The following is a 25,740-nucleotide window of genomic DNA, read 5'->3' as shown; positions in this document are numbered from 1 at the left end:
ATAGATCAGGCCCATAAATAGATTGAAATTCTGTCGATCTGATGCGATGCTTTGCGGATGGAAAAAGATGATGCAAGAAAGCTCAGTCCGGCCGAGCAGCATGAGAGGCGTCGGCAGGTGATTCGTGCGTACAAACGCGGACGAAGCAAACCTCAGATCGCCGTTGACGTTGGGCTGAGTCACACGGCGGTGAGCAAGGTGATCGCACGCTATGAGGCGGGGGGGATGCTGTCGCTGGCACCCCGTCGGCGTGGCCGTCGCCGTGGCGAGGATCGCGCACTGACCGCCGAGCAGGAACAGACGGTGTGCCGCATCATCTGCGACAAACGCCCCGAGCAGCTGAAGATGGACTTTGCGCTGTGGAGCCGTGCGGCGGTTATGCAGCTGATCGAGCGCGAGTGTGGTGTGACGCTGCATGTGCGCTCGGTGGGCAAGTATCTGGCCCGCTGGGGCTTCACCCCGCAGAAGCCGATCAAGCGTGCTTACGAGCAATCGCCCGCCGCGGTGCAAACCTGGTTGGAGGACACGTATCCGGCCATCGCCGAACGTGCCAAGGCCGAGGGCGGCGAGGTCCACTGGGGTGACGAGACGGCGCTGGTGAACACCGACGTGCGCGGTCGCAGCTATGCGCCCAAGGGCAAGACTCCGGTGGCGATGGCCATTGGCGGGACGCGGCAGAAGCTGTCGATGATCGCCAGCGTCACCAACCAGGGCAAGGCACGCTGGATGATCATTGATGGCGCGTTCAATCACGAAAAGTTGATCGAGTTCTTCGAGTCGCTGGTCCAGGATGCCGGGCGCAAGGTGTTTCTGATCCTGGACAACCTGGGCGTGCATCACTGCAAGCCGGTGAAGGCGTGGTTGGCCGCACACTCCGATCAGATGGAAGTGTTCTATCTGCCCAGTTACAGCCCCGAACTCAATCCCGAAGAACGCTTGAATGCCGATCTCAAACACGTCATCGGGCGCAAGGTTCCGATACGCACGAAGGCCAAACTACGCGCCGCTGCAGAAGAGCACATGCAAGTCGTCGCCAGCGAGCCGGCACGTGTCAAAGCCTACTTCCAAGACTTCCACGTCAAATACGCTGCGTAAAACTGTTTGAGGGCCGGATCAATAGGGCTGTTCCCGGCGCCGTTCCCAGATCGTCAGTTCGGACAGGGTGTGCTGGAATTTGCGCCGCGTCTCGCGGATGACGAAGGGCACGTCCGCGGGATCGGCCAGCAGCCGGAAATGAGGGGCCAGGCGGTCCTTCAGGCCGTCCAGCGTGGTGTGGTTCTCCGCGTCCTTCTTGAAGCCGCCCAGCCAGGAGGTACGCGGCGTGTGTTCCTCGAGCCAGGTGTAGGGCGAGGCGATCACCAGCAGGCCGCCCGGGACGATGCGTTCGTGGATCTGGTCCAGGAAGCGCGCCGGATCGTACAGGCGGTCGATCAGGTTGGCGGCCAGGACCAGGTCGTAGTCCGTGTACTGCGGTTTCAGGTTGCAGGCGTCGCCCTGGAAGAATTCCACCCGCCCGATCGTGTCCCGCAGGCCCAGTTCGGCCAGCGTGCGGGTCTTGTAGGACACCAGTTCGCCCTCGTCGGCCAGGGTGTAGCGCAGCTGGCCCGTCTGGATCAGCTGCACCCCCTGGTTGATGAACCGGGCCGAGAAATCCACTCCCGTGACTTGCTCGAAGGCCCGGGCCAGTTCGAACGTGGCCCGTCCGGAGGCGCAGCCCAGGTCCAGCGCGCGGCGGCGCGGGCGTTCGCCCATGGCCTCGATGGCTCGTCGCGCCAGGGCCTGCGGGAAATTGGGCACGCCGAAATACGAATCGCCGTAGTGGAATTCGGCGTATTCGGACATCAGCTTGTCGGTTTCATAATAGGCTGCCGGGGCCTCGGCGGGCGCGTGGGACACCACGGTGCGGAAGCCGGCATGCTGGAAGAAATGCCGCCGGAAGGCGTAGCGCGAGGCGCGCACGGCCTCGTTTCCGCAGGAGATCCAGGAGCCGCCCTTGATCAGATTGTGGCGTCCGTCGAAGGTCGGCGTCGTGAAGTCGTCGTAGATCGGGTGGACGTCGAAGCCGTCGAACGGATAGGTGGGCGTTTCGGTCCATTGCCAGACGTTGCCCGCCACGTCGTACCAGTCGCCGTGGCGCCAGGTGTTCACCGGGCAGGACGAGGCGCCGTGGTCCAGATGCAGGTTGGCGGCGCAGGGCCGGTCGCCAGGATCGCGCAGGCCGGCGGCGTCGTACAGGCGGTACCATTCGTCCTCGGTGGGCAGGCGCACGGGCCGGCCGGTCTCGGCCGCCTTCCAGTTGCAGAAGGCCTTGGCTTCGAGGTAGTTGACCTCGACCGGCCAGGACCAGGGCATGGGGACTTCCTCGGTCATCAGGCGCAGGAACCAGCCCTGGGTCTTTTTACCGCCGGGCCGTCCCAAGGTAAAAAGCGCCCCCTCGGGGGGCGGCAAGCCGCAAGGCGCAGCGTGGGGGTCTTCCCTCTTGACCCAGAAGGTCGGGTGCTCAGCTTGGCTGTAGGCCAGCCACTGGCGACCTTCCTCGGTCCAGTCGCGGTGGTTGCGGTAGCCGCCCGCCTCGACGAAGGCCAGGAACTCCCGGTTGCTGACCAGGTGGCGCCCGGCTTCGAAGGACTCGACCTCGACGACGTGGGTGCCGTATTCGTTGTCCCAGCCGTATTGCGGATCGTCGAAGTCCTTGCCCACGCGCACCGTGCCGGCGGGCACGCGCGCGAGATCATTTTCGGGCGGCTCGCCGCCGGCGTCGGGGATGGGTGCCCATTCGGGCACGGAGCGCACGTATTTCAGCGCGTGCTGGCGGATCAGGACCGAGGATGTCTCCAGGTGGATGCGCTCGTGCTCGATGCCCATGACGATGGCCCACCAGGGGTTCTGCCAATTGATCGGGGATTGCAGCGGGGCATGGTCGATCAGGTCCAGGACCAGGGCGCGTACACGCCCGCGGTAGGCGCGGACCTCGGCCACGGAGGGCCAGTCATAGTGGGCGTCGTCCAGGTCGTCCCAGCTCATCTCGTCCACGCCGACGGCGAAGACCGATTCCAGCCGGTGGTCCAGGCGCCGGTCGATCAGGCGCGTGAGCATCAGCTTGTTGACGAAGAAGGTCGCGGTGTGGCCGAAGTAGAAAATCAGCGGATGGCGCAGGGGGATCGGCTTGACGAAATAGGCCTCGTCGCTGGCCAGGCACTGGAACAGGGACTCGTAGCGGTCGAAGGTGTCCAGGAAATAGCGCCGGACGGCGGCGCGCAGGTGGGCCGTGTCCGGCTCGGCCAGATCGGGCGTGCGCGTGAACAGGACGTCGGGCGCAGTGCGGGCGTCGGGGGAGGAGGGCTGTGGCGCGGCGGAGGTGTGCATCATCGGAGTCCCGGCGGAGTATGTATGGTCCCTGTCTTGCGGCATGTGTGCGGAGAGGCTATTTAGACTACCACGGCCTCGCGGCGCGCGAGGTCCGGGGCGCGGGTGCCGGGGCGTCAATAGCCGTGGAAGCCCTCGTCGAGGATGGCGTCGTCCGGGACGCCGGCTTCGGCCAGGCGCGAGCGGATCTCCTCCACCATGGCGGGTGTGCCTGTCACATAGCACAGGGGAGCGTCCAGCCCCTGGAGGGCCTGCCGCAGCATGGCCGCGTCGATCCGGCCGCGCAGCCCGTCCCAGGCGCCGTCGGCCGGGCCGGTCAGGGTGGCCAGCAGGCGCAGGCGCGGGTTGAGCCGCGCGAGTTCGCGCAGTTCTTCCAGGAAGGCGGCCTGCTCCCGGGTCCGGTTGGAATAGAGCAGCAGGAATTGCCGGTCCGAACCCCGGTGCGCGGCGTCGCGCAGCATGCTGACGCAGGGCGTGATGCCGATGCCGCCCGCGATCAGGACCAGGGGCCGGTCCCCGGCGGCCGGCGGAGTGAGCTTGCCGTATGGGCCGCTGAACCGCAGTTCGGCGCCGGGGCGCAGCTGTGCCAGGGCCTGCTTGAACGGGGTGGCGCGGACGCGGGTGGCGATGCACAGCTCGCCCTCGTGCGGAGCGCTGACCAGCGAAAAGGTGTGTCGCGGCACCGGGGCGTCCGGCGCATCGGACGGCAGCGTCAGTGCGAGCGTCTGCCCGGGTTGAAACTGGAAGTCTTCGGGCTTGCGGAAATGGACCGCGACGGTGTCGCGCGCGATGTCGTCGATGCGCAGCAATGCGCTGGGCCAGGTGGCCATGGCGTTCTCCTTGAACCGCCCCTCGCGGGCGGGTTTTGATCCATAATCTTTTCGGGATGCCCTGCGCTGGCCGGGCATTCCTTGGATGCGGAAAAACGATAATACGTTTCACGTCTGTGTCATAGGGGAGGCTGATCTGTCGGATCGCGACCGGATTGCCCGGGGAGTGCGCGGCATGGCGATGTCGTCGGGCGGGCATGCCCGGTGGCGGGCGCGCGTCGCCGCGATGATCGGCCTGGCGCTGTGCCTGTTGTTCGGGGCGGCGCGCGCGCCCGCGGCCGTCCCCGAGGCCGCCTGTCCGACGCTCGGGCTGTCCTCCAGCCATGGGGACATCCCTTCCCTGCCGCGGTTGTGCTTCCTGCGGGACGAGGGTCGCGTTCTCGGTCCGGAGGACATCCTCGACGGCCGGCTGCCGATGACCCGCCGGGACGCGGATCAGCTCGTGTTCCGGCACAACCGGTCCGCCTACTGGGTCTATGTGCCCTTGCGCAACCTGGAACATGCCGGGCGCACCTGGTATCTGCAGCTGGACTACCCGCTGCTCGACGCAGTCGATGCCTGGATCTACGAACTGGGGACCGGCGCCGCTCCCCGGGCGGCGCCCGGGCTCCTGGACACGGAACGCATGGGAGATTCCCGGCCCTTCGACGCGCGGCCGGTGCGCCACCGCCTGTTCCTGCTGCCCCTCGAATTCGGGCCGGAGCAGTCGCTCGCGATCATTCTCCGGGTGCGCAGCAGCGGCGCGATCAACGTGCCCCTGTCGCTGCATTCGGGCGCCTCGGCCATCGGCCGGGCCCAGGATCACGGCCTGAGCCAGGGCATGTTCCTGGGCGCCCTGGTCATGCTGGCCCTGTTCAACGCCGCCCTCTACCTGCGGCTGCGGATCCGCCAGTCCCTCTACAACACAGCCTACATCGTCTGCGCCGGCCTGTTCCTGACGTCCATGTCCGGCCTGTCGTTCCAGTACCTGTGGCCCGGCTGGCCCTGGCTGGCGAACCGTTCAGTGCCCCTGACCGAAGTCCTGGCCATCCTCAGCCTGCTCTGGTTCACGCGGCATTTCCTCGGCATCGATTCCGTCCGGTGGCCGCGCCAGTCCCGGCTGGTCCGCCTTCTGGCCAGGATCGGCGCGGCGCTGCTCGCGGCCAGTCTGGTCGTGCCCTACGAACTCATCATCAAGATCGACACGGTCTACGCTCTGGCCTGCATGGTGGCGATGTTCATCCTGGGCCTGCGCCACCTGCGGCGGGGCGAACGCGCCGCCCGCTGGTACGTGCTGTCCTGGCTGGTGTTCTTCGCCGGCTACCTGGCCTACGGGTTGGCTGCCTTCGGCTACATCCCCGGGTTCATGGCCCAGGAGCGCTGGATGCAGGTCGGTCTGGGCAGCCAGATGTTCCTGCTGACCTACGCCGAAGTCATGCAGCTGCATGACCTGATGGACCGGGCGCTGGGCATCGAGGCCGGAGCCCGCAGTTCCCTGCAGCACGAGGTTCAGGCGCGCACGGAAGACCTGCGCGTCACCATGGGGGCGCTGGAGCGGGCCAACCGGCAGTTGCGCGAGTTGACCCTGCGCGACCCCCTGACGGGCCTGCTCAACCGGCGCGGCCTGGACGAAGCGCTGGCCCGGTTCGCCGAGGCCGAGGGCTCGACCGTGCGCGGCGTGCTGGTCATCTTCGACCTGGATCACTTCAAGCGGGTCAACGACGTCCATGGACATGACGCGGGCGACGTCGCCCTGCGATGGGTCGCCGAGGTCCTGCTCAACCTGTTGCGGCGCCGTTCGGACGTGCTGGCGCGCTTCGGTGGCGAGGAATTCGTGGCGCTGCTTCCGGCCACTTCTCTGGAAGACGCCGTCATCCTGGCCTCGGGCGTACTGGATCACGTGCGCCGGAATCCCGTTGATCTCGAGGGCGGCGTGGCGATCGATCTGACCCTGAGCGCGGGCGTGGCCGAATGGAGGGAAGGCGAAACCCCCCAGTCCCTGTTCCGCCGCGCCGATGAGAATCTGTACCGCGCCAAGACTTCCGGGCGGGATCGGCTGGTGGCGGATGCCGTCGCGGGCTAGCGCCGCGAGCCGGGCGTTCGTTTCACGATACCAGCACGACTTCGCCGACTTTCGCCCGCAGGGCCTCGAAGCCTTCGGTCTGCCGCGCCTGATGGTTGCAGAACAGCCGGTCGATGCGCTCGGCGGGGCAGTAGGTTTCGCGGCTGGCGGCGCCGATCTTGCTGTGGTCGGCCAGGATCCAGGTCTCGGTGGCGCCCTCGGACATGGCGCGGGCGATCAGCGCCTCGTCGTGCAGGAAGCTCGCGGCGCCCTGGCGGGCGTTGACCGCGACCGGCGACAGCAGTGCGATGTCGGCATGGAAGGTCTGGATCTGCAGGATGGTCGAGGCGCCCGAGGTCGAGGACAAGGCCGTGTTCAGCATGCCCGGCAGGATGATGATCTGGTTGTCCGTGTCGCCGGGCGGTTCGGTGAAGCAGGCGGCCGCGCTCAGCGAGTTCGTGATCAGGGTCAGGCCGCTCAGCCGCGCCAGTTCGCGGGCCAGCAGAGTCGTGGTGCTGCCGGCGTCCATGAACAGGGTGACCGGGGTGCGCAGGCGCTGGGCGGCGGCGCGCGCGATAGCCTGCTTGGCCGCGATGTGGATGGTGTTGCGCTTGTCGATGGGAGGCTCGTCGCTCAGGTAGACAGCCCCGCCGTGCACGCGCTGCAGCAGGCCCAGCGCCTCCAGTTCCAGGAAGTCCCGGCGGACGGTTTCCCGGGAGACGCCCAGTTCCCGGATGGCGTCCTCGGTCGTGATGCGCCCGTGGCGCTGCAGCAGCGTGCGGATTTTCTGGTGGCGCGCTTCGGACCACATGTCAGGCTGCCTCGGGAGAAAGGTTGGGGCGGAAATAATAAACCAGCGCCCGCATCATGAGCATGGCGGCCGCCACGACCAGGATGATGATGGTCGAGAAGGCCGCCGCCTGGGATACGAAGCCCGCTTCGTTCAGGTGCATCACGGAGACGGCGGCGACGTTGAGCTCGGGCGTGACCAGGAAGATCACGGCCGACAGAGTCACCATCGAGCGCATGAACAGGAAGAAGAACACCGCCAGCACGGTGGGCGCGATCACGGGCAGGATGGCGTCCCCCATGATGTGGCGGACCTTGCCGCCCAGGCAGGCGGCGGCTTCCTCCAGGGCCTGGGGCACCATGCGCATGCCGGTGGTCATCGTCAGGAAGCCCTGGGTGTGGTAGTGGTAGAAATTGCACAGGGCGATCAGCAGCGCGCTGCCGTACAGCCAGTGCAGCGGATAGAGGGGATCGTTGAAAGTGAAGATGTATGACAGGCCCAGGACCAGCCCCGGCACGCCGACCGGCAGGACGGCCATCAGGTAGATGGCTTTGGCCAGGCGGCCCTGCAGGTTGCGCACGCCGTAGGCCAGCAGGAACAGCAGCACGATGCCGATCAGGGCGGCGGCCACGGACACATACAGGGTGGTCCAGATGGGCTGGTAGCCGCTGGCGATATTGACGTTGAAGTTCGCCAGCGTCAGGCTCATGTCGTAGGGCCACAGCTTGACGAAGCTGGCGAACACGACCACGACGATGATCGCCCAGATGGCCAGCGCCGTCGCGTGGGTGATCAGGCCCAGCAAGGCATCGCGCCAGCGCGACGGGACCGGGTTCAGCGGAATCCGGCTTTCGGAACTGCCGCCGAACTGTTTCTGGGACGCCACCCGTTCGATGTAGACCGACAGCAGGGCGGGCAGCAGCAGGATGATGCCCACGACCGAACCCATGCCGAAGTTCTGCTGCCCGGACACCTGGCTGAAGATTTCCGTGGCCAGGACGCGGTAGTCACCGGCGATCACGGCGGCGTTGCCGAAGTCGGTGATCGTGATGGTGAAGACCACGAAGGCCGCGCTCAGCAGGCCGAACTTGCAGTTGGGCAGGGTGATGTGGAAGAACTGCTGCCGCGGGGTGGCGCCCATCACGGTCGCGGCGTCGTAGTAGCGGGCGTCGGCGTTGCGCAGGGCCGCCTGGATGATCATGATGGCCTGCGGCAGGGCGTAGAACACGTCCGAGAGCAGCAGCCCCCAGTAGCCGTAGATATTCTGCTCGATGCCCGTCCACTGGTAGAGCAGGCCGTTGCGCCCCAGCAGGAACAGCAGCCCCAGGCCCTGCACCAGCGAGGGCGCCAGCAGCGGCAGCAGCAGGCTCAGCCGGATCCAGGACTTGAACCGGATCCGGCTGCGTTCCAGCGCGTAGGCGATGGGAAAGCCCAGCAGGATGCAGACCAGAGTGGTGCTCAGGCTGATGGACAGGCTGTTGATCCCGGCCGTCACCAGCCCGGGCGTGGAGGGGATGGCCGCGTAGTTGCCCAGGCCCAGCGTGCCGTCCCACTGGACGAAGCTCTGCCAGAAGATCGTCAGCAGGGGATAGCCGAAGAACAGGATCAGCGCCAGGGTCGGGATGGCGACGCAGACTCGGGTCAGCCATTGCTCGGGGGTGCCGGACAGGCGCGGGAGGCGCGTGCCGGGGGGCGAAATCGCGGTGGAAGTCCGGGACATGGCGGTCTCCTAAGCCGCGACCCAGCAGCCGCGTTCGGGATCGATGCATGGCCGGACCCGGTCGCCTTCGCGATACGTGGCTGCGGCGTGCTGTTCGACCCGCAGGTCCAGGTCGCCCCAGCGCAGCATCATGCGGCACAGGTTGCCCAGGAAGGTCACGGAGCCGACCGTGGCCGGGCCGTCGGCGTCGGGTGCGAGGCGGATGTGCTCCGGCCGCACGCACAGCAGCCATTGCGATTCGTTTTCGGGGGGCGGACGGACATCCAGGATTTCGGGCGCGTGCCGGCGCGCCCAGTCCGGCGGCAGCAGGTTGCTCAGGCCGATGAAATCGGCCACGAAACGGGTCCTGGGCTCGTGATACAGCGCCTGCGGGGACCCCACCTGCTCGATGGCGCCGTTGTTCATGCAGACGATGGTGTCGGCCAGCATCAGGGCCTCTTCCTGGTCGTGCGTCACCATGATGGTCGGGATCTTCAGGCGGCGCTGGACCTCGCGGATCTCGTGGCGCATTTCATTGCGCACCCGGGCGTCCAGCGCCGAAAGCGGTTCGTCCAGCAGGATCAGGCGCGGGTTGACGGCCAGCGCGCGGGCAAGCGCCACACGCTGCTGCTGGCCCCCCGAGAGCTGCCACGGGAAGCGTTCGGCCATGTCGGGGATGCGGATCAGCTTGAGCAGTTCGTCGACGCGCGCCGCGATCCGCGCCGGGGGCTCGCGGTGGATGCGCAGCCCGTAGCCGATGTTCTCGCGCACCGTCATGTTCGGGAACAGCGAGTAGGACTGGAAGACGATGCCGAAGTTGCGGCTGCGCGGCGGCATCCGGCTCAGATCCTGTCCCGAGAACAGCATTTCGCCCCCGTCGGCCTGCAGGAGTCCCGCAATGATCCTCAGCAGGGTCGTCTTGCCGCAGCCGCTGGGGCCGAGCAGACAAACGAAATCGTGCGGCCCGACGCTCAGGTTGATGTCCTTGAGCGCCTGGAAGCCGTCGAACGACTTGCGGACGTGGGAGAGTTCCAGACTCATGCGGCCTCCGGGTGTGGGGGGGCGGGACCGGCCGCGAACGACGCGGCCCGGCCCGGTAGGGGTTAGCGTGCGGTGACTTGCTGCCAGGTCTTGAGCGTTTCCGCGCGGCCGGCGGCCGACTTCTCGAAGTCGATCGGGAACAGGACCTTGCCCACGTCCCGGGGCAGGCCGGCCTTCATCAGCTGTTCGGAAGGCTCGACTCCGGGGATGGTGACGATCTCCTTGTATTTCTTGTACAGGGCGGCGGCCTCGGGTGAGAGCGTCCAGTCCAGGAAGCGCTTGGCGTCGTCCTGGTTCTTCGTGCTCGACAGGATGCCGGAGGCCTCCAGCTCGTAGCCTTCCCAGTCGGACGGGATCACCATTTTGACCGGGAAGCCGGCTTCGATGGATTGCATGGCGGGGAAGGCGAAGGAGATGCCGATGGCGTATTCGCCGGTGCGCGCCATCTTGCAGGGCTTGGAGCCCGAGCTGGTGTACTGGGCCATGTTGACGTTCAGGCGCTTGAGCAGATCCCAGCCCTTGTCCTGGCCCAGCCCCTGCAGGATGGCGGCGATCTGCAGCCAGCCCGTGCCCGAGGCGGCCGGGTTGGGCATGACGAGTTCGCCCTTGTAGACCGGCTTGGTCAGGTCTTCCCAGGACGCCGGCATCGGCAGGTTCCTGGCCTTGAGGCGGTCGGTGTTGACGCAGAACGCCGCCATGTAGCCGGTGGCCGCGAACCAGGTGCCATCCTTGCCGCGATAGATCGGCGCCAGCTTCCCGGCCGCGGCGGGTTCGTACTTCATCAGGGTGTCGTGGATGCGGGGGTCGAGCATGTTGGTGACGGCGAAGCCCCAGATCACGTCGGTGCGCGGGTTCTTGGCCTCGGCCAGCAGTCGGGCCGCCATGTCGCCGGTGGACAGGCGCAGCACGTGGAAGTCGATGTCGGGCATGGCGGTCTTGGCGGCGGCCATGTATTCGGTGACCTCGTCGTCCTCCAGGGCGGTGTAGATCGTCAGGGATTTGGCCTGGACGGTGGTGTGGATCAGGCCGACCCCCGCGAGCGCGAGCGCCGCGACAAAGGCCTTTTGTGTGGAATGTTGCATGCGTGTCTCCTGCTGTCGTAGTGGAAGCCGGTCTGGTGCCGGATGAGATGGGTTCGTGGCGGTTGCGGGGATGGTGTGTTGTGGTCGTGCCACCTGGCCGAGGCGCCTCGAGTTGTTATTTTGTGGAAATTTGCAAAATCATGCAAGAGCCATCAGAATACTTTTTCATCAGACTCAGGCCATCAGTCAACCGCCAAGGGAGCGCGCGATGTCGATTCCACAAACCGTACCGCCCTGGACCGACGAGGTCCTCGATTTCGCCCAGGACCTGGTGGGCCAGGCCCGCTCGATCTCCTTGCGATGGTTCCGCCACCGGCCGCCGGTCGAGACCAAGGCGGACGCGAGCCCCGTCACCGTGGCCGATCGCGGGGTGGAGGAGTTTCTGCGGGCGGAAATCGGCCGCCGTTATCCGGATCACGGCCTGCTCGGCGAGGAATTCGGCGTCCAGGCCGGCGAGGCGCCCGTCGTGTGGTCGATCGACCCGATCGACGGCACCCGCAGCTTCATCACCGGCAATCCCCTGTGGGGCTGCCTGCTGGCCGTCCTGCACGAACAGCGCCCCCTGTTCGGCATCATCGATGTCCCCTGCACGGGGGAACGCTGGGTGGGAGTGCGCGGGCGCGGCTGCTGGCTCAATGGCGAACGCTGCCGCACGCGTGCGGTGTCCGGGCTGGGGGACGCCATCCTCCAGGCCACCTCGCCGGACCTGTTCACGGGCGAAGACGCCCGCGCGTTCGAGCGGCTCGGCGCGGCGGTCCACCTGCGGCGCTTCGGCGGCGATTGCTATGCCTATGCCCTGCTGGCGAGCGGCATGGTCGACCTGGTGGCCGAAGCCGGACTCATGCCTTACGACTACCTGGCGCTGGCGCCGGTGATCGAGGAGGCGGGTGGCGTCATCACCGATTGGCAGGGTAGGGCGCTGAGTCCGAGTTCCGACGGTCGGGTGCTGGCGGCGGCCAACGCCGACCTGCACCGGCAGGCCCTGGAGATCCTGGCGGCCGATGCCTGAGGGCGGGCGCGGGCGGTCGCCGGCGCGGGTCACCGGATCTCCACGCCGGGGCGCAGGCGACGGAACGTCAGGTCGCGCAGATCGGCCGTATTCGCGCCGGGCGCCTTGACCATCAGGATCTCGTCGGCCAGCGCCGCGAAGTCCGCCCGGAAATGGACCGAGCTTTTCAGCGCCAGGATCCGGTAGTCCCGGGGATCGGCGCCCAAGTGGCGGAACATCGCCTGGTCGGCGGCCTGTTGCTTGCGGCTGGATATCAGGATGTCCACGCCGTTCCGGCGCACGCGCGCCATGAGGCCCAGATCCATGCGGCAGCCCAGGTAGAAGGGGCCGGTGCCGACGAAGCGGCCGTCGCCCAGGGCCAGGACTTCGAATGGTCCTGCCGCCGGTTCGTCCCCTGGGAAGCCTCGTCCCCCCAAGGGGCGGTCGATGCGGGCGCCCACACCCCGGGCGTGGGCCTCGCGGGCGAAGGCCGCGTCGCACAGGACGGCCACGCAGGTCCGTTCGATACCCCGGTCCAGCAGTGCGCGCAGCACGCCGGTGGTGTCGCCGGACCCGCCGCCGCCCGGGTTGTCCTGGGTGTCGGCCAGGATGAATCGCTCCGCGCCCCGGTCCGCCAGGGCGTCCAGGGCTTCGCCCGGGGCGTACAGTCGGCCCGTGAATGATCGCCGCCGCGCCTCGATCGCCCGGACGAGCGTCTGGACGGCGTGGGTCGCCCGCGCCGGGACGCGGGCGTAGGCCAGGACGCCGGGCCCGGATTCGGGCGTGTCCGACAGGGGGAAGCCGGGGATGAACTGCACCTCGGGACAGTCTTCGGTCTCGAGGGCGCGTGCGGCGGCCATCAACGCGCCGGCCGGCTCGTCGCCCAGCGTGCTCTGCCAGGGCATCGACACCAGGAAATCCAGCTTGCGCCAGGCGGCGAAGAAGGTCTCGCCGGCCAGCAGGCGCCGCATCATTCGCGCCGCCCGCGCGCCGGTGTCGGCCATGTCCACGTGCGGGTAGCTGTGGTAGGCGACCATGGCCTGGGTCCGGTCCACCATGGCCTGGGTGAGGATGGCGTGGAAGTCCAGGGCGGCGACGTAGGGCAGGTCCGGGCCGGTGATCGCGCGCAGGCGGCGCAGCAGCTCACCCTCGGCGTCGTCCAGGCTCTGGGTGACCATCGAGCCGTGCAGGTCCAGGAACAGGCCGTCCAGGGTCAGGCCCCGCAGGTGCGCCTCGATGCGGGCGGTGATGGTCTCGAAGGCCGCGTCCGCGACCGGGCCGGACGGATTGGCCGAGCACCAGAGCAGCGGGACGATTTCATGCCCGGCGGCCTGCATGGCGGAGATGAAGCCGCTGACCGCCAGGTTCATGTCCCGGGTGGCCTCGAAGATCGCCTCGCCCTCGGTCAGGCCCGGCCAGGCGTCGGCCTCCTCGAAACGGTCCAGCCCGGTGACGTCCGGGGCGAAGGTATTGGTTTCGTGCAGGAAGCCGAGCACGCCGATCCGGGCCATGACGTTTCTCCTTTACAGTGTGCCGCTGATCGCGTGACCCAGAATGCGGTCGTATTCCCGCGGCGTGAAGGGGATCGGGTTGGTGGCCGCCGATCCATCCTGCACGGCCAGCGCCCCGACGGCGCCTACGGCGGCTTCCGGGATGTCGATGGCGGCCAGGGTGTGCGGAATGCCGATGGACTCGCGCAGCGCCAGCACCCAGTCCAGCACCGCGCCGAAGCCGGGCTTGGGCAGGTCCAGATAGCGCGCCAGACGCGTCATCGTGTCGGAGACCGCGGATTCATTGGCCTTCAGCACATAGGGCATGAGAATGGCGTTCAGCATGCCGTGGTGCGCGTCATAGAGCGCGCCCAGGGGGTGGGCCAGAGCGTGCATGGCGCCCAGGCCCTTCTGGAAGGCCGTGGCGCCCATGCTGGAGGCGACCAGCATCTGGTGGCGCGCTTCGATATCCTGGCCGTCCTCGACGGCGCGGCGCAGGTATTGATGCACCAGGCGGCTGCCTTCCATGCCGATGCCGGTGGCCATCGGGTGATGGAAGGGCGAGCACAGGGCTTCCAGATTGTGCGACAGGGCGTCCATGCCGGTCGCGGCCGTCAGGCGGGCCGGCAGGGCGGCGGTCAGTTCGGCGTCCAGGATCACCAGGGCGGGCAGCATGCGGGCGTGGAAGATGATGCGCTTGACGTGGGCGTCCTCGTCGGTGATGACCGAGGCGCGGCCGACTTCGGAGCCGGTGCCGGCCGTGGTCGGTACCGCGATCACCGGCGCCATGCCCTGGACGTTGACGCGCAGATAATTGTCGCCGATGTCCTCGAAGTCCCAGAGCGGGCGCGACTGGCCGGCCATCAGGGCGATGGCCTTGGCCGCGTCCAGCGCCGAGCCGCCGCCGAAGGCGATGACGCCGTCGTGGCCGCCCGCGCGGAAGGCGGCCACGCCGTCCTCGACGTTGCGGCCGGTCGGATTGCCCTTGATGCCGGAAAACAGGCCGCAGTCCAGACCGGCGTCCCGGCAGGCCTGGACTGCGCCGGTGACGATGGGCAGCGGCGCCAGTCCGGGATCGGTCACCAGCAGCGGGCGCTGCATGCCCATGTCCTGGCAATGCTTCGGCAATTCGCGGATGCGCCCGGGGCCGGCCTTGACGGCGGTCGGGTAGTTCCAGTTGGCGGTGAGCGAGGAGATAGGTGCATTCATGGCACAGAGTTCCTACAGAAGACGGAGGTGATAGGACTTGACCCGGGTCAGCGAGTGGTAACCCAGGATGGACAGGGAAATGCCGTGTCCGGTGTTCTTGACGCCGGTCCAGGCCAGGGCCGGGTCCAGGTAGTCGCAGCGGTTCATGAAGAAGGTGCCGGTCTGGAGCCGGCGGCCCAGTGCCCGTGCGGTCTCCAGGTCGCGCGTGAAGACCGAGGCCGTCAGACCGTAGTTGGAATCGTTCATCAGCGCCACGGCTTCTTCGTCCGAGGCGACGGGCATGATGCCGACGACGGGACCGAAACATTCCTCGTTCATGACGGGCATGGTGTGGTCGACGTTCGTCAGGATCGCGGGCGCCAGGTAGGTGCCTTCGGCGCGCGCCTGGGGGAAGTGCGCCGGGTCGATGCGGTTGCGCGCGCCCATGCGGACGGATTCGGCGATGACGGCGCGGACTTCGTCAGCGGCCCGGGCACGCACGACCGGCCCCAGATTGGTCTCGGGGTCCAGGGGATCGCCCAGGCGGTACTGCCGGGTCAGCTCGACCGCCTGCTCCACGAATGCCTGGTACAGCGATTCGTGCACGTAGATGCGCTGGATGCCGCAGCAGGATTGTCCGGAATTGAAGAAGGCGCCGTCCACCAGTGTTTCCACGGCGTGGGCCAGGTCGGCGTCGGCGCGCACATAGGCCGGATCGCTGCCGCCCAGTTCCAGGCCGCGTCCGATGAAGCGCCCGACGGTGGCTTCTTCCATGGCGCCGCCGCCGCGCACCGAACCCGTGAAGACCACGTGGTCGATGGCGGGTGACTGGATCAGGTCGTGGATGATGTCATGGGTGGCGTGGATGTACTGGAACACGCCGGCCGGCACACCCGCGTCCGTGAAGGCCGCCACCAGTTGCTCGGCGCATAGCGGCGTCTGATCGGAGTGCTTCAGGATCATGGCGTTGCCCGCCGCCAGGGCGGGGATGATGCTGTTGACCGCCGTCAGCAGAGGATAGTTCCAGGGGGCGACGGTCAGGACGACGCCGACCGGTTCGCGCTCGATCGAGCGCTCGAACGATTCCTTGGCGGGCGGCACGATGGGTGCCAGGGCTTCTTCGGCGATCGACAGCATGTAGCGGCCGCGCTCGGCAAAGCCGCGCAATTCGCCCGGCGTCTGGCTGATGGGGCGGCCCATCTGGCGCGTGATGGCGTCGGCAAAGGCGTCCGTGCGCGACAGCACGACGTCGATGGCGGCGGACAGAATGGTGATGCGCTCGCTCAGTGGGCGCTGCGACCAGGCCTGCTGGGCTTGCCGCGCGTCCTGCGCGATGCGTTCGGCGTCCGCACGAGTGGCGTGGGGGCGGCGCAGGAGTTCCCGGCCGTCGATGGGACTGATGGTGGTGAGTTCGCTCATGGTGATCGCTCGCTGCTGCGGTTCGGATGATGTCCAGGTTCAGATGAGTTCGAAATACCGCTGGAGTTCCCAGTCGGTGACGTATTCGCGGAACTTGCGCTCTTCCCATTCACGGGTGGCCGCCATATGGTTCACGAAAGCGTCGCCGAACAGCCCGCGCGCGGCTTGCGAACGGCGCAGACGCTGGGCGGAATCCCATAGTGTGGAGGGGAATTTGATGTCGTCCGGGAATTCCTGCGTGTAGGCGTTGCCCGAGGTAAAGGTCGGTTCCAGTTTCTGTTCGATGCCCAGCAGCCCCGAGCCCAGCGCCGCCGCCAGCGCGATGTAGGGATTGGCGTCGGCCGAGCCGATGCGGACCTCGACACGCTGGGACTTCGGGCCGCCCGGAATGATGCGCAGCGCCGTGGTGCGGTTCTCGATGCCCAGGCTGGCTTCCAGCGGCGCCCAGTAGCCCGGCACCAGACGCGTGTAGCTGTTGACGGTTTGCGCGTACATCGCCATGAATTCAGGCATGTAGCGCTGCTGGCCGGCGGCGAAATGGCGCAGGGTCGCGCTCATGGTGTGCTCGGCCTTGGGGTCGTGGAAGACGTTGGCGCCGGTTTTCTTGTCCGTCAGGGACAGGTGGATGTGGCCGCTCTGACCGGAATGGTGGTGTGACCACTTGGCCATGAAGGTCGCCATCAGACCTTGCTGCTCGGCCAGGGTTTTGGTGAAGGTCTTGAACAGAAAGGCTTTGTCGGCGGCCTGGCTGATGCCGTCCACCGCCAGAGCGGCCTCCATCACACCGGGGCCGGTTTCGTTGTGCAGGCTTTCGATGGGCATGTCCATGCGTTCGCACAGATCCAGCAGTTCCTGGTAGAAGTCCGAATGCACGGTGCTGCGCAGCACCGAATAGCCGCAATTGCCGGGCGTCCAGTTCTTCAGGTTGCGGTACTGCTTTTCGCGGACGGTATCGGGCGTCTCGTCGAACATGAAGAATTCATATTCCAGCGCGGCGTGGGCGTCGAAACCCATCGTGGCGGCGCGGTCGATCATGCGATGCAGCAGGCGGCGCGGGCAGACCTCGGCCGCCGGGCCGTCCAGATCGGCGATGAAGAACAGCATGTCCTCGCCCTGGGCGTTGCGCTCCAGCGGCAGGCGTCGGCAGGACGTGGGGTCGATGCGGACCTGCGCGTCGGGGTAGGCGGTGTGCCAGCCGGTAAAGGTCGTGTTGTCGTAGAGCTCGTCGTTGGAGTCCCAGCCCATCACGACGTCGCAGAAGGCGAAGCCGTGCTTCAGCGAGCTGATGAACTTGTCCTTGCGCATGTACTTGCCGCGGATGATGCCGTCGATGTCGGACAGTCCCAGTTTGATGTGGGTCAGACTGCTTTGCTCGACCAGGGCGATGGCTTCGTCGACTGTCTGGATGGATCGTTCTTGCATGATGCACCTCTGGGGGCCATGGATGGGTATCGGGGCCATGGTGCGCCGCGCTGAGCCGCGCGCCTATCGCAAAACGGCAGCCGGACATCTGGATTCGGCATCGCTTTATCGGATTTCGGCAAAACCAGGGACATCCCTAGGCGCCAGGCGGCGAGGAAGGGGAGGCGCGGGGTGGGCGGGGGCCGTATCCGGCGGCGGACCCGGGCTCAGCCGGCAGGATGGCGCAGGGTATTGGAAGGCAACTCGCCGAACAGGCGGCGGTAGTCCCGGGAGAACTGGCCGAGGTGCTCGAATCCCCAGGTCATGGCGATCCGGGTGACCCGGCCGGCCGGGTCGTCGGCGCTGCGCAGCTTGCGGCGGACCTGATTCAGCTTGAGGATGCGCAGGTAGGTGAGTGGGGACATCCCCGCCACCGCCTGGAAACAGTACTGCAGCGTGCGGCGGCTGACGTGCATCTGGCGGCAGAGGTCGGCGATGGACAGACGCTGGTCGGGCTGCGCCAGCACCAGTTCGCAGGCCTGCTCGACCACCTGATGGCTGTGCCGGATGCGGGAGTGATGGGCGTCCCGGGGCGGGGGCGTGCCGTGCGCCAGGGCGGCGCCGAGCTGGTCGAGCACGGTTTCCCGCAGGTCGAGTATCTGCCTGGGCGTGGCGGCGGGCCGTGGGTCGGTCGGAAACAGAGCCTGGCGCAGCGTGCCGAAGATGGCCTGGAAGAGTTCGGGCGGCACACGCAGGGTGCCGCCGTGGTCGGGCAGCCGGAGGGCGTCGGCGTATGGGAAATGTTCGTCGAGCAAGGCCTTGCCCACGACGATGCCGTAGATCCCGTAGTGTTCGGGCGTGCTCAGTTCGAATTCGCGTCCGCCTTGACGAAACAGCAGGGTGTCGTTCTCGATCGGCTGGGCGTCCAGGCGCGAGGCCGCCGCGCCCGGGGCGGGAAGGCCGAACCACAGGGCGTCCGGCCAGGCGGCGCAGGACTGGCGCAGGGCCTGATTGGCCGATTCCTGGAAGATCTGCATGCCCGGCAACCACAGCTCGGTCAGGCGCCCCTCGAAGCGCCCGGGCGAGAACTGGCTGTAGCTCTGTTCCCACTGGCTCAGGTTGTGGGCATGGTCCTCGGCGTCGTGCGCGACGAGCTCCCGCCGGAGCAGGCGCGGCTTCCTGGACGTGGTGGTCGGCTCGTGGAGCAGGGCCGCCGCCGGATTCTCCTTGAAGGGCATGGCTGTCGGTGACTGGGGGAGGAACGGAACGGGAACTGGCCGCCGACGAGGTCGTCCGGCGGGTGATTCCGAAAAGGATACCCGGAAAATATCGGAGGTTGACCCTGCTTCCATTAGGGATGACCCTGACGAGATGCTTGAAATATCGCACAATGAATGTTTTTCATTCGCCGGAAAAGGGTCGAGATGCCACGCATAGTCCTGTTCGAAAACATACACGCCAGCGCCCGGGAAGTCTTCGTCGCGGCGGGGTTCGACGATGTGATCACGCACGCGGGGGCGCTCGCGGGCGACGCCCTGCGCGAGGCCCTTCAGGGCGCGCACGCGGTCGGCATCCGCTCCCGGACCCATCTCGATCAGGCCGTGCTGGCCGACCTGCCGGACCTGCGGGCCATCGGCTGCTTCTGCATCGGCACCAACCAGGTGGACCTGGAAACCGCCGCCCTGCGGGGGATCCCGGTGTTCAACGCGCCGTTCTCGAACACCCGCTCGGTGGCCGAGCTGGTGCTGGGCGAGGCCATCCTGCTGCTGCGCCGCATCCCCGAAAAGAACGCCCGCGTCCATGAGGGCTTCTGGGACAAGACCGCCGACGGCGCCTACGAGGCGCGCGGCAAGACGCTGGGCATCGTCGGCTATGGCAACATCGGCTCCCAGGTCGGCATCCTGGCCGAATCCTTCGGCATGCGCGTGATCTACCACGACATCGAGGCCAAGCTGCCCCTGGGCAACGCCCATGCCACGTCCTCGCTGAAGAAATTTCTCGGCCAGGCCGACGTGGTCACCCTGCACGTGCCCGGCGGCAAGGACACGGTCAATCTGATCGACGCCGACGCCATCGCCGCGATGCGTCCGGGCGGCATCCTGATCAACGCCTCGCGCGGCACGGTGGTGGACATCCCCGCCTTGCAGCGCGCGCTGAAATCCGGCCACCTGTCGGGCGCCGCCATCGACGTCTTCCCCTCCGAACCCAAGAGCCGCGACGAGGCGCTGGACAGCCCCCTGCGCGGCATGCACAACGTGATCCTCACGCCGCACATCGGCGGCAGCACCCAGGAATCCCAGGAAAACATCGGCCGGGAAGTCGCGGAAAAGCTCAAGCGCTTCATCAGCAGCGGCACGACCAAGGGCGCCGTCAATTTCCCCGAAATCTCCTACCATGAGCAGGCGGGCGCCGCGCGCATCATCCACATCCACCAGAACGTGCCGGGCGCCATGGGCGCGCTCAGCAACCTGATGGGCGAATACGGCCTGAACATCGTCAGCCAGCAGTTGCAGACGCGCGGCAAGATCGGCTATGCCATCACCGACGTCGATGGCGAGGCCACCGATCAGGTCATCGAGGGCCTGCGACGCCATCCCATCACGATCCGCTGCGACCGGGTCTGACGCATGGCCGCGCCCGCGGGCGGACCCGGTCCGCGGGCGCGTTCAGGCGTCCGTCGCCAGCACTATGTCCACGCCCGCGGCATGCAGCACGTGGGCCAGGGGACCAGGGGGGCGGGCGTCCGAGATCAGCTGGTCCAGGTCGCCGGCCTCCGCGAGGCGGATGCTGGCCCTGCGCCGGTACTTGCTCGAATCGGCCAGGCCGACGGAAATGGCGGCTCGCCGCATGGCGGCGCGCTTGACCAGCACCTTGTCCAGATCGAAGTCCATCGGCGCGCCATCTCCATCGAAGCCTGAGAAGCCGATGAAGGCATAGTCGAAGCTGAATTGCTCGATCAGTGCGATGGCCAGCGGGCCGACCACGGCGCCGTCCCGGGTCTTCGCCACGCCCCCGGTCACGATGGCTTCCAGGGTCGGGTGTTCGGCCAGGGCCTGCCCGATGGCGAGGCTGGGGGTGACGATGCGGCATCGGGCCCTGCTTTGCATCAGGCCATGGGCGAAGGCTTCCGCGGTCGTGCCGACGTCGATGAACAGGGTCATCCTGTCCTCGACCAGACCCGCGGCCCGGGCCGCGATCCTGCGCTTGGGCTCGATGGCGAGCAGGCGCTTGTCGTCATATTCCGGCCGCGTGCGGCCATCGATGATCCCCACCCCGCCATGGAACCGCTTCAGGATTCCATTGCGGTCCAGCAGGATGATGTCGCGCCGGATGGTCTGGTGCGAGATATTGAATCGGCCCGCCAGATCGTCGATGGTGGCATAGCCTTCGCGCGAGACGATGTCGAGTATTTCGTGCTGGCGCTTGTTCAGACAGGCCGGCTCCGAGGGTGCGAGGGCCGGTGGAAGGGACGAGGATGACATAGTCATGTAAGATAATTTACACTATGGCGGTTCTCCATGGCGTGCCTTCTATCCTACCCTACCCGGTCTGTCGCATCATGAGCATTTCTCCTCTTTTCTGGTCGGAGCGGGCCCAGGCCCTGTATGCGCGGGATGACCTGCGCTTCGATCCGTGGTCCCGGCAATGGGAGCGGGCCCCGCGGGCCGCGCCGGACGACCTGCGGCCCGTGGACGCCTGTTCGGCCTTGCTCAAGCTGGCGGGGCGGCTGCGTCAGGTGCCTGTGGGCGTCATCGGCCCGCGCGAGGCTTCGGCGGCCGAATACCGGACCGCCGAGGCCCTGGGCGCCGCTCTCGCGCGCCATGGCCTGCAACTGGTGTGCGGCGGGCGCCAGGGCGTCATGGAAGCCGGGGCCAAAGGGCATGCCGGCGAGGGCGGGGCGCCCATCGGCCTGTTGCCCGACGGCGACTGGCGAACGGCCAATCCCTATATCCGCATTCCCATCGCGACCGGCATCGGCGAGGCGCGCAACGCCATCATCGCCCAGTCCTGCACGGTGCTGATCGCGGTGGGGGGCGGTCAGGAGGCGGCGCCGGGGATCTCCTACGGTACGGTATCCGAGATCGCCCTCGGCCTGCGCCTGGGTCATCTGGTGCTGGGGCTCGAAGGGGCGCCTTTCGTGCCCGGGATGGTCCTCTGCGGTTCGGTCGAAGAAGCCATTCATCACACGGCCGGGCATCTGCTGCGGACCGTGGTCTGAATCCACGGCGGCCATGATGTCATTAAATTGACTTCTATGCCTGATATACAGTCATAATGTAAGATGTATGACAAAGGTCCGGGAAATGGGCCGATCGGATTCGAGCCATGCTGCTGATCACTTCCGCCTACCTTCTGTTCCTGGCCACCCCGATCGTGCTGCTGTTCGTCGGCTCGTTCGGCGAGTCCTGGAGCAACACGATATTGCCCCACGGGTTCACTGTCCGGTGGTACCTGGACGTCGCGGCCGATCCGTCCTTCCAGCGGGCGTTCATGTCCAGCCTCAAGGTCGTGGCGGCCACGTGCGTGCTGAACGTGCTGATCGGGTTGCCGCTGGCCTATGCCATCTATTCCAGTGCGCGCCGCGGAGTCAGGCTGGCCGCCAAGATCATGGTCCTGATGCCGATCGCGGTGCCCGACCTGGTGCTGGGCTTCGGTTTCATCCTGGTGTTTTCCTCGAACGAGGCGCCCTGGCTCGGCAGCATCGGCCTGCTGATTGCAGCCCATTTGGTCCTGACACTGCCCTATACCGTCAATACCGTGCTGGCGGACATGCAGCAGTTGCGTCTGCGGGATTACGAGCAGGTCGCGGCCACGCTGAGCGCGTCCTTCTGGACGCGCCTCAAGGACATCGTGCTGCCCTTGTTGAGCACCAGCGTGCTGTCGTCCCTGCTGACCGTCGCGGCCTTGTCCATCGGCGAGTTCCAGATTTCCAATCTGATCTCGGGTTTCCTGACCCGTACCTACCCTGTCGTGCTGCTCCAGGCCTTTTACGGCGCCACGGGCTTCGCCTGCGCGGCGACCGTGATCCTGCTGCTGCTGGCCATCCTTGCCTCCTGCGCCAGTTCCCTGACCGCTTCGGCCTCGGCCGCGCGCCGGTCCGGTTGAGCCTTTCCGGAACACGCCCATGTCCATACAGTTCCAGTCCGTCCACTATCACTATCCCGCCAGCTCCAACGGAGTGTTCGATATCGACCTGACGATCGAGGACGGAGAGTTCCTGGCGGTCATCGGGCCGTCCGGCTCCGGCAAGACGACGCTGCTGAAACTGCTTTCGGGCTTTGCGCAGCCCACCGGGGGACGCGTCATCGTCGATGGCCGCGACGTCACCCGCCTGCCGCCGGAGAAACGCCAGCTGGGCGTGGTCTTCCAGTCCTATGGCCTGTTCCCCCATATGTCCGCCCTGGGCAATGTCGCTTACCCGCTCAAGATCCGCGGCCTGCCGCGCGCCGAGCGGGAGGCGCGCGCCGCGCAGGCGCTGGATCGGGTCGGCCTGGGGCAGTGGGCGCACAGCATGCCGGCCGCCATGTCGGGCGGTCAGCAACAGCGTGTGGCTCTTGCGCGCGCCCTGGTCTTCTCGCCCAGCGCGTTGTTGCTCGACGAGCCCTTGTCCGCGCTCGACGCCGCCCTGCGGGTCGAGATGCGGGAAGAAATCCTGCGGGTGCAGCGGACGGCCAACATCGCCACGCTGCACATCACGCATGACCAGGAGGAGGCGCTCTCCATTGCCGATCGCATCGCCATCATGCGCGCGGGGCGGATCGTGCAGATCGGCGCGCCCAGGGACTTGTATGACCGCCCCGTCAATCGCTGGGTGGCTTCCTTCATTGGCCAGGCCAACCTCTGGGACGGCCGGGTGGCGCCGGACGGCCTGGGGGTGCGGACTCCCATCGGATCGCTGGCGTGCGACACCCGACCGCATCCGGCGGGCGCGCCGGTGACGGTCCTCGTCCGCCCTGAGTCCATCCAGCCGGGCGGGTCCGCGCAATCGGGCCCCAACGTGCTGACCGGAACGGTCGACTCGGACCGGTTCCTGGGGTCCGCGCGCCGCATCGACTTGGCGATCGGCCAGGGCCGGGTCCGCATCGACACCCACTCCAGAGCGTCTTTCGACACCATCGTGGTGCCCCCCGAATCGATACATCTGCTTCCCGCCGAGCCCCGCTCGGAATCCGCCCCCACCACCTATAGATCAGGCCCATAAATAGATTGAAATTCTGTCGATCTGATGCGATGCTTTGCGGATGGAAAAAGATGATGCAAGAAAGCTCAGTCCGGCCGAGCAGCATGAGAGGCGTCGGCAGGTGATTCGTGCGTACAAACGCGGACGAAGCAAACCTCAGATCGCCGTTGACGTTGGGCTGAGTCACACGGCGGTGAGCAAGGTGATCGCACGCTATGAGGCGGGGGGGATGCTGTCGCTGGCACCCCGTCGGCGTGGCCGTCGCCGTGGCGAGGATCGCGCACTGACCGCCGAGCAGGAACAGACGGTGTGCCGCATCATCTGCGACAAACGCCCCGAGCAGCTGAAGATGGACTTTGCGCTGTGGAGCCGTGCGGCGGTTATGCAGCTGATCGAGCGCGAGTGTGGTGTGACGCTGCATGTGCGCTCGGTGGGCAAGTATCTGGCCCGCTGGGGCTTCACCCCGCAGAAGCCGATCAAGCGTGCTTACGAGCAATCGCCCGCCGCGGTGCAAACCTGGTTGGAGGACACGTATCCGGCCATCGCCGAACGTGCCAAGGCCGAGGGCGGCGAGGTCCACTGGGGTGACGAGACGGCGCTGGTGAACACCGACGTGCGCGGTCGCAGCTATGCGCCCAAGGGCAAGACTCCGGTGGCGATGGCCATTGGCGGGACGCGGCAGAAGCTGTCGATGATCGCCAGCGTCACCAACCAGGGCAAGGCACGCTGGATGATCATTGATGGCGCGTTCAATCACGAAAAGTTGATCGAGTTCTTCGAGTCGCTGGTCCAGGATGCCGGGCGCAAGGTGTTTCTGATCCTGGACAACCTGGGCGTGCATCACTGCAAGCCGGTGAAGGCGTGGTTGGCCGCACACTCCGATCAGATGGAAGTGTTCTATCTGCCCAGTTACAGCCCCGAACTCAATCCCGAAGAACGCTTGAATGCCGATCTCAAACACGTCATCGGGCGCAAGGTTCCGATACGCACGAAGGCCAAACTACGCGCCGCTGCAGAAGAGCACATGCAAGTCGTCGCCAGCGAGCCGGCACGTGTCAAAGCCTACTTCCAAGACTTCCACGTCAAATACGCTGCGTAAAACTGTTTGAGGGCCGGATCAATAGGAGATTGAACATGAGAACATTCAAGATCGCGGGTATTTTCGCGGCCGCCGCCTTGACCATGACCGCCGGCACGGCGCACGCTTTTGATGGCCCCGAGCTGTACCAGGGCGAGCAGGCCCTGTACCAGGCCGCCCGGAAGGAAGGCATGGTCGTGTCCTTCGACACTGGTCCGACCTGGGCGAACTGGGGCGCGCAGTTCAACGCCTTCAAAGCCCGCTATCCGGGCGTCGAGCTGGTCTACAACGACCTGGGTTCCGCGGCGACCGTCGTGGCGCTGGACAAGGCGCGCAACCGTCCCCAGGCGGACACCGCCTATTACTTTGCCGCTTCCGCGCTCGATGCCATGGAAAAGGGCGTGGTGGAAGGGTTCAAGCCGGTCAATTTCGACAAACTGCCCGGGACGCTGCGGGATCCGGAGGGCCGCTGGTTCACCATCCACACGCTGAACGTGGCGTTCCTGGTGAACAAGAAGCTGATCAAGGACGTGCCGCGGACCTGGCAGGATCTGCTCAAGCCCGAGTACAAAGGGTCGATCGTCTATCTCGACCCCCGCTCGACAGGACAGGGGCAGGTCATCGTTTTCGCCGCGAATTTCGCCAACGAGGGATCGATGGACGACGTCAAGCCCGGGATCGACTACCTGGGCCGGCTGCAGTCCGCCGGCAACATCCTGCGCGTGGTGGGGACCACGCCCTACGCCCAGTTCCTGAAGGGCGAGATCCCGATCTGGATCGGTTATGAGAACGACGGTCTGAAGGCCAAGTACCTGGATGGCATGGGCGATGACGTGGCCGTGGTCATTCCCAAGGATGGTTCGGCGGCCGCGCCCTATGCCATCAGCCTGGTCAAGAACAGCCCCAACCCGAATGCGGGCAGGCTGTGGCTGAACTACATCATGACCGCGCCCGGGCAAGTGACGTTCGCCAAAGGTTTCGTGCGGCCTTCCGTGCCCGGCGTCGATCTGCCCGCGGACGTTGCCGAAAAGCTGCCCGATGCGCCGCAGATCCATCCCATCGATATCACCAAGGCGACGGCCAGGAAGGCCGAGATCGACCAGGGCTGGGCGCGCGCCGTGCTGAACCAGTAGGACGGACCCCGCC

At 66.8% G+C, this 25,740-nt stretch carries 21 protein-coding genes; 9 read left to right on the top strand and 12 right to left on the bottom strand.

Translation table 11 applies throughout. From position 1 onward, the window contains the following. The first annotated feature begins 57 nt into the window (after window positions 1–57). Window positions 58–1,095, top strand: a complete 1,038-nt coding sequence (locus tag ACTPOE_RS08710; protein ID WP_458870376.1) for an IS630 family transposase — start codon at window positions 58–60, stop codon at window positions 1,093–1,095. An 18-nt stretch (window positions 1,096–1,113) separates the two neighbouring features. On the opposite strand, the gene ovoA is transcribed toward ACTPOE_RS08710, so the two are convergent. After that, a complete protein-coding gene (ovoA, locus tag ACTPOE_RS08705; protein ID WP_458871816.1) occupies window positions 1,114–3,369 on the bottom strand; it encodes a 5-histidylcysteine sulfoxide synthase in 2,256 nt (751 codons plus the stop codon). A 113-nt stretch (window positions 3,370–3,482) separates the two neighbouring features. Next, window positions 3,483–4,196 (bottom strand): ferredoxin--NADP reductase, encoded by a 714-nt coding sequence (locus ACTPOE_RS08700; RefSeq protein ID WP_458871815.1) that lies wholly within the window; start codon window positions 4,194–4,196, stop codon window positions 3,483–3,485. A 175-nt stretch (window positions 4,197–4,371) separates the two neighbouring features. Between ACTPOE_RS08700 and ACTPOE_RS08695 the strand changes: the two genes are divergently transcribed. Then, complete coding sequence (locus ACTPOE_RS08695) at window positions 4,372–6,258, top strand: sensor domain-containing diguanylate cyclase (protein ID WP_458871814.1); 1,887 nt, start codon at window positions 4,372–4,374, stop codon at window positions 6,256–6,258. A 22-nt stretch (window positions 6,259–6,280) separates the two neighbouring features. Here the strand turns inward: ACTPOE_RS08695 and ACTPOE_RS08690 are convergent, their stop codons facing one another. The 4 genes from ACTPOE_RS08690 to ACTPOE_RS08675 form a co-directional block, all read right to left on the bottom strand. Continuing rightward, entirely contained in the window at window positions 6,281–7,048 is a 768-nt protein-coding gene (locus ACTPOE_RS08690) for a DeoR/GlpR family DNA-binding transcription regulator (RefSeq protein WP_458871813.1), read from the bottom strand. A 1-nt stretch (window position 7,049) separates the two neighbouring features. Next, entirely contained in the window at window positions 7,050–8,747 is a 1,698-nt protein-coding gene (locus ACTPOE_RS08685) for an ABC transporter permease subunit (RefSeq protein WP_458871812.1), read from the bottom strand. Between the two features lie 9 nt (window positions 8,748–8,756). Then, a complete protein-coding gene (locus tag ACTPOE_RS08680) occupies window positions 8,757–9,767 on the bottom strand; it encodes an ABC transporter ATP-binding protein (protein ID WP_458871811.1) in 1,011 nt (336 codons plus the stop codon). 62 nt (window positions 9,768–9,829) lie between these two features. Next, window positions 9,830–10,849, bottom strand: a complete 1,020-nt coding sequence (locus ACTPOE_RS08675; protein WP_458871810.1) for an ABC transporter substrate-binding protein — start codon at window positions 10,847–10,849, stop codon at window positions 9,830–9,832. Window positions 10,850–11,057: 208 nt separating this feature from the next. Between ACTPOE_RS08675 and hisN the strand changes: the two genes are divergently transcribed. Beyond that, entirely contained in the window at window positions 11,058–11,858 is an 801-nt protein-coding gene (gene hisN, locus ACTPOE_RS08670) for a histidinol-phosphatase (protein WP_458871809.1), read from the top strand. 29 nt (window positions 11,859–11,887) lie between these two features. Here hisN and ACTPOE_RS08665 read toward each other — a convergent pair whose 3' ends face one another. From ACTPOE_RS08665 to ACTPOE_RS08645, 5 genes are all read right to left on the bottom strand, one after another. After that, window positions 11,888–13,348, bottom strand: coding sequence for a M81 family metallopeptidase (locus tag ACTPOE_RS08665; RefSeq protein ID WP_458871808.1), 1,461 nt, complete (start codon window positions 13,346–13,348; stop codon window positions 11,888–11,890). Window positions 13,349–13,360: 12 nt separating this feature from the next. Beyond that, window positions 13,361–14,536, bottom strand: coding sequence for an iron-containing alcohol dehydrogenase (locus tag ACTPOE_RS08660; RefSeq protein ID WP_458871807.1), 1,176 nt, complete (start codon window positions 14,534–14,536; stop codon window positions 13,361–13,363). Window positions 14,537–14,548: 12 nt separating this feature from the next. Then, window positions 14,549–15,934: an aldehyde dehydrogenase family protein gene (locus tag ACTPOE_RS08655; protein ID WP_458871806.1), complete on the bottom strand. Its 1,386-nt coding sequence runs from the start codon at window positions 15,932–15,934 to the stop codon at window positions 14,549–14,551. 39 nt (window positions 15,935–15,973) lie between these two features. Beyond that, on the bottom strand, window positions 15,974–17,356 hold the full coding sequence (locus ACTPOE_RS08650) for a glutamine synthetase family protein (protein ID WP_458871805.1): 1,383 nt from the start codon (window positions 17,354–17,356) through the stop codon (window positions 15,974–15,976). 206 nt (window positions 17,357–17,562) lie between these two features. Continuing rightward, a complete protein-coding gene (locus ACTPOE_RS08645) occupies window positions 17,563–18,573 on the bottom strand; it encodes a helix-turn-helix domain-containing protein (protein ID WP_458871804.1) in 1,011 nt (336 codons plus the stop codon). A 186-nt stretch (window positions 18,574–18,759) separates the two neighbouring features. Here ACTPOE_RS08645 and serA point away from each other — a divergent pair, with 186 nt between their 5' ends. Beyond that, complete coding sequence (gene serA / locus ACTPOE_RS08640) at window positions 18,760–19,959, top strand: phosphoglycerate dehydrogenase (protein WP_458871803.1); 1,200 nt, start codon at window positions 18,760–18,762, stop codon at window positions 19,957–19,959. Between the two features lie 42 nt (window positions 19,960–20,001). On the opposite strand, the gene ACTPOE_RS08635 is transcribed toward serA, so the two are convergent. Then, a complete protein-coding gene (locus ACTPOE_RS08635; RefSeq protein ID WP_458871802.1) occupies window positions 20,002–20,823 on the bottom strand; it encodes a DeoR/GlpR family DNA-binding transcription regulator in 822 nt (273 codons plus the stop codon). A 71-nt stretch (window positions 20,824–20,894) separates the two neighbouring features. Here ACTPOE_RS08635 and ACTPOE_RS08630 point away from each other — a divergent pair, with 71 nt between their 5' ends. From ACTPOE_RS08630 to ACTPOE_RS08610, 5 genes are all read left to right on the top strand, one after another. Then, complete coding sequence (locus ACTPOE_RS08630; RefSeq protein WP_458871801.1) at window positions 20,895–21,554, top strand: SLOG cluster 4 domain-containing protein; 660 nt, start codon at window positions 20,895–20,897, stop codon at window positions 21,552–21,554. A gap of 107 nt (window positions 21,555–21,661) precedes the next feature. Further along, window positions 21,662–22,441 (top strand): ABC transporter permease, encoded by a 780-nt coding sequence (locus ACTPOE_RS08625; protein ID WP_458871800.1) that lies wholly within the window; start codon window positions 21,662–21,664, stop codon window positions 22,439–22,441. A 19-nt stretch (window positions 22,442–22,460) separates the two neighbouring features. After that, window positions 22,461–23,537 carry an ABC transporter ATP-binding protein gene (locus tag ACTPOE_RS08620; protein WP_458871799.1) on the top strand — a complete coding sequence of 359 codons (1,077 nt, stop codon included), beginning with the start codon at window positions 22,461–22,463 and terminating at the stop codon, window positions 23,535–23,537. Window positions 23,538–23,577: 40 nt separating this feature from the next. Next, on the top strand, window positions 23,578–24,615 hold the full coding sequence (locus ACTPOE_RS08615; protein ID WP_458870376.1) for an IS630 family transposase: 1,038 nt from the start codon (window positions 23,578–23,580) through the stop codon (window positions 24,613–24,615). Between the two features lie 35 nt (window positions 24,616–24,650). Further along, window positions 24,651–25,727: an extracellular solute-binding protein gene (locus ACTPOE_RS08610; protein ID WP_458871798.1), complete on the top strand. Its 1,077-nt coding sequence runs from the start codon at window positions 24,651–24,653 to the stop codon at window positions 25,725–25,727. Window positions 25,728–25,740 lie beyond the last annotated feature (13 nt).

It is taken from the genome of Castellaniella sp. WN (assembly GCF_054457555.1).
Note: the sequence above shows the minus strand (reverse complement) of the source record. Positions and strands in the feature narration are given on the sequence as shown.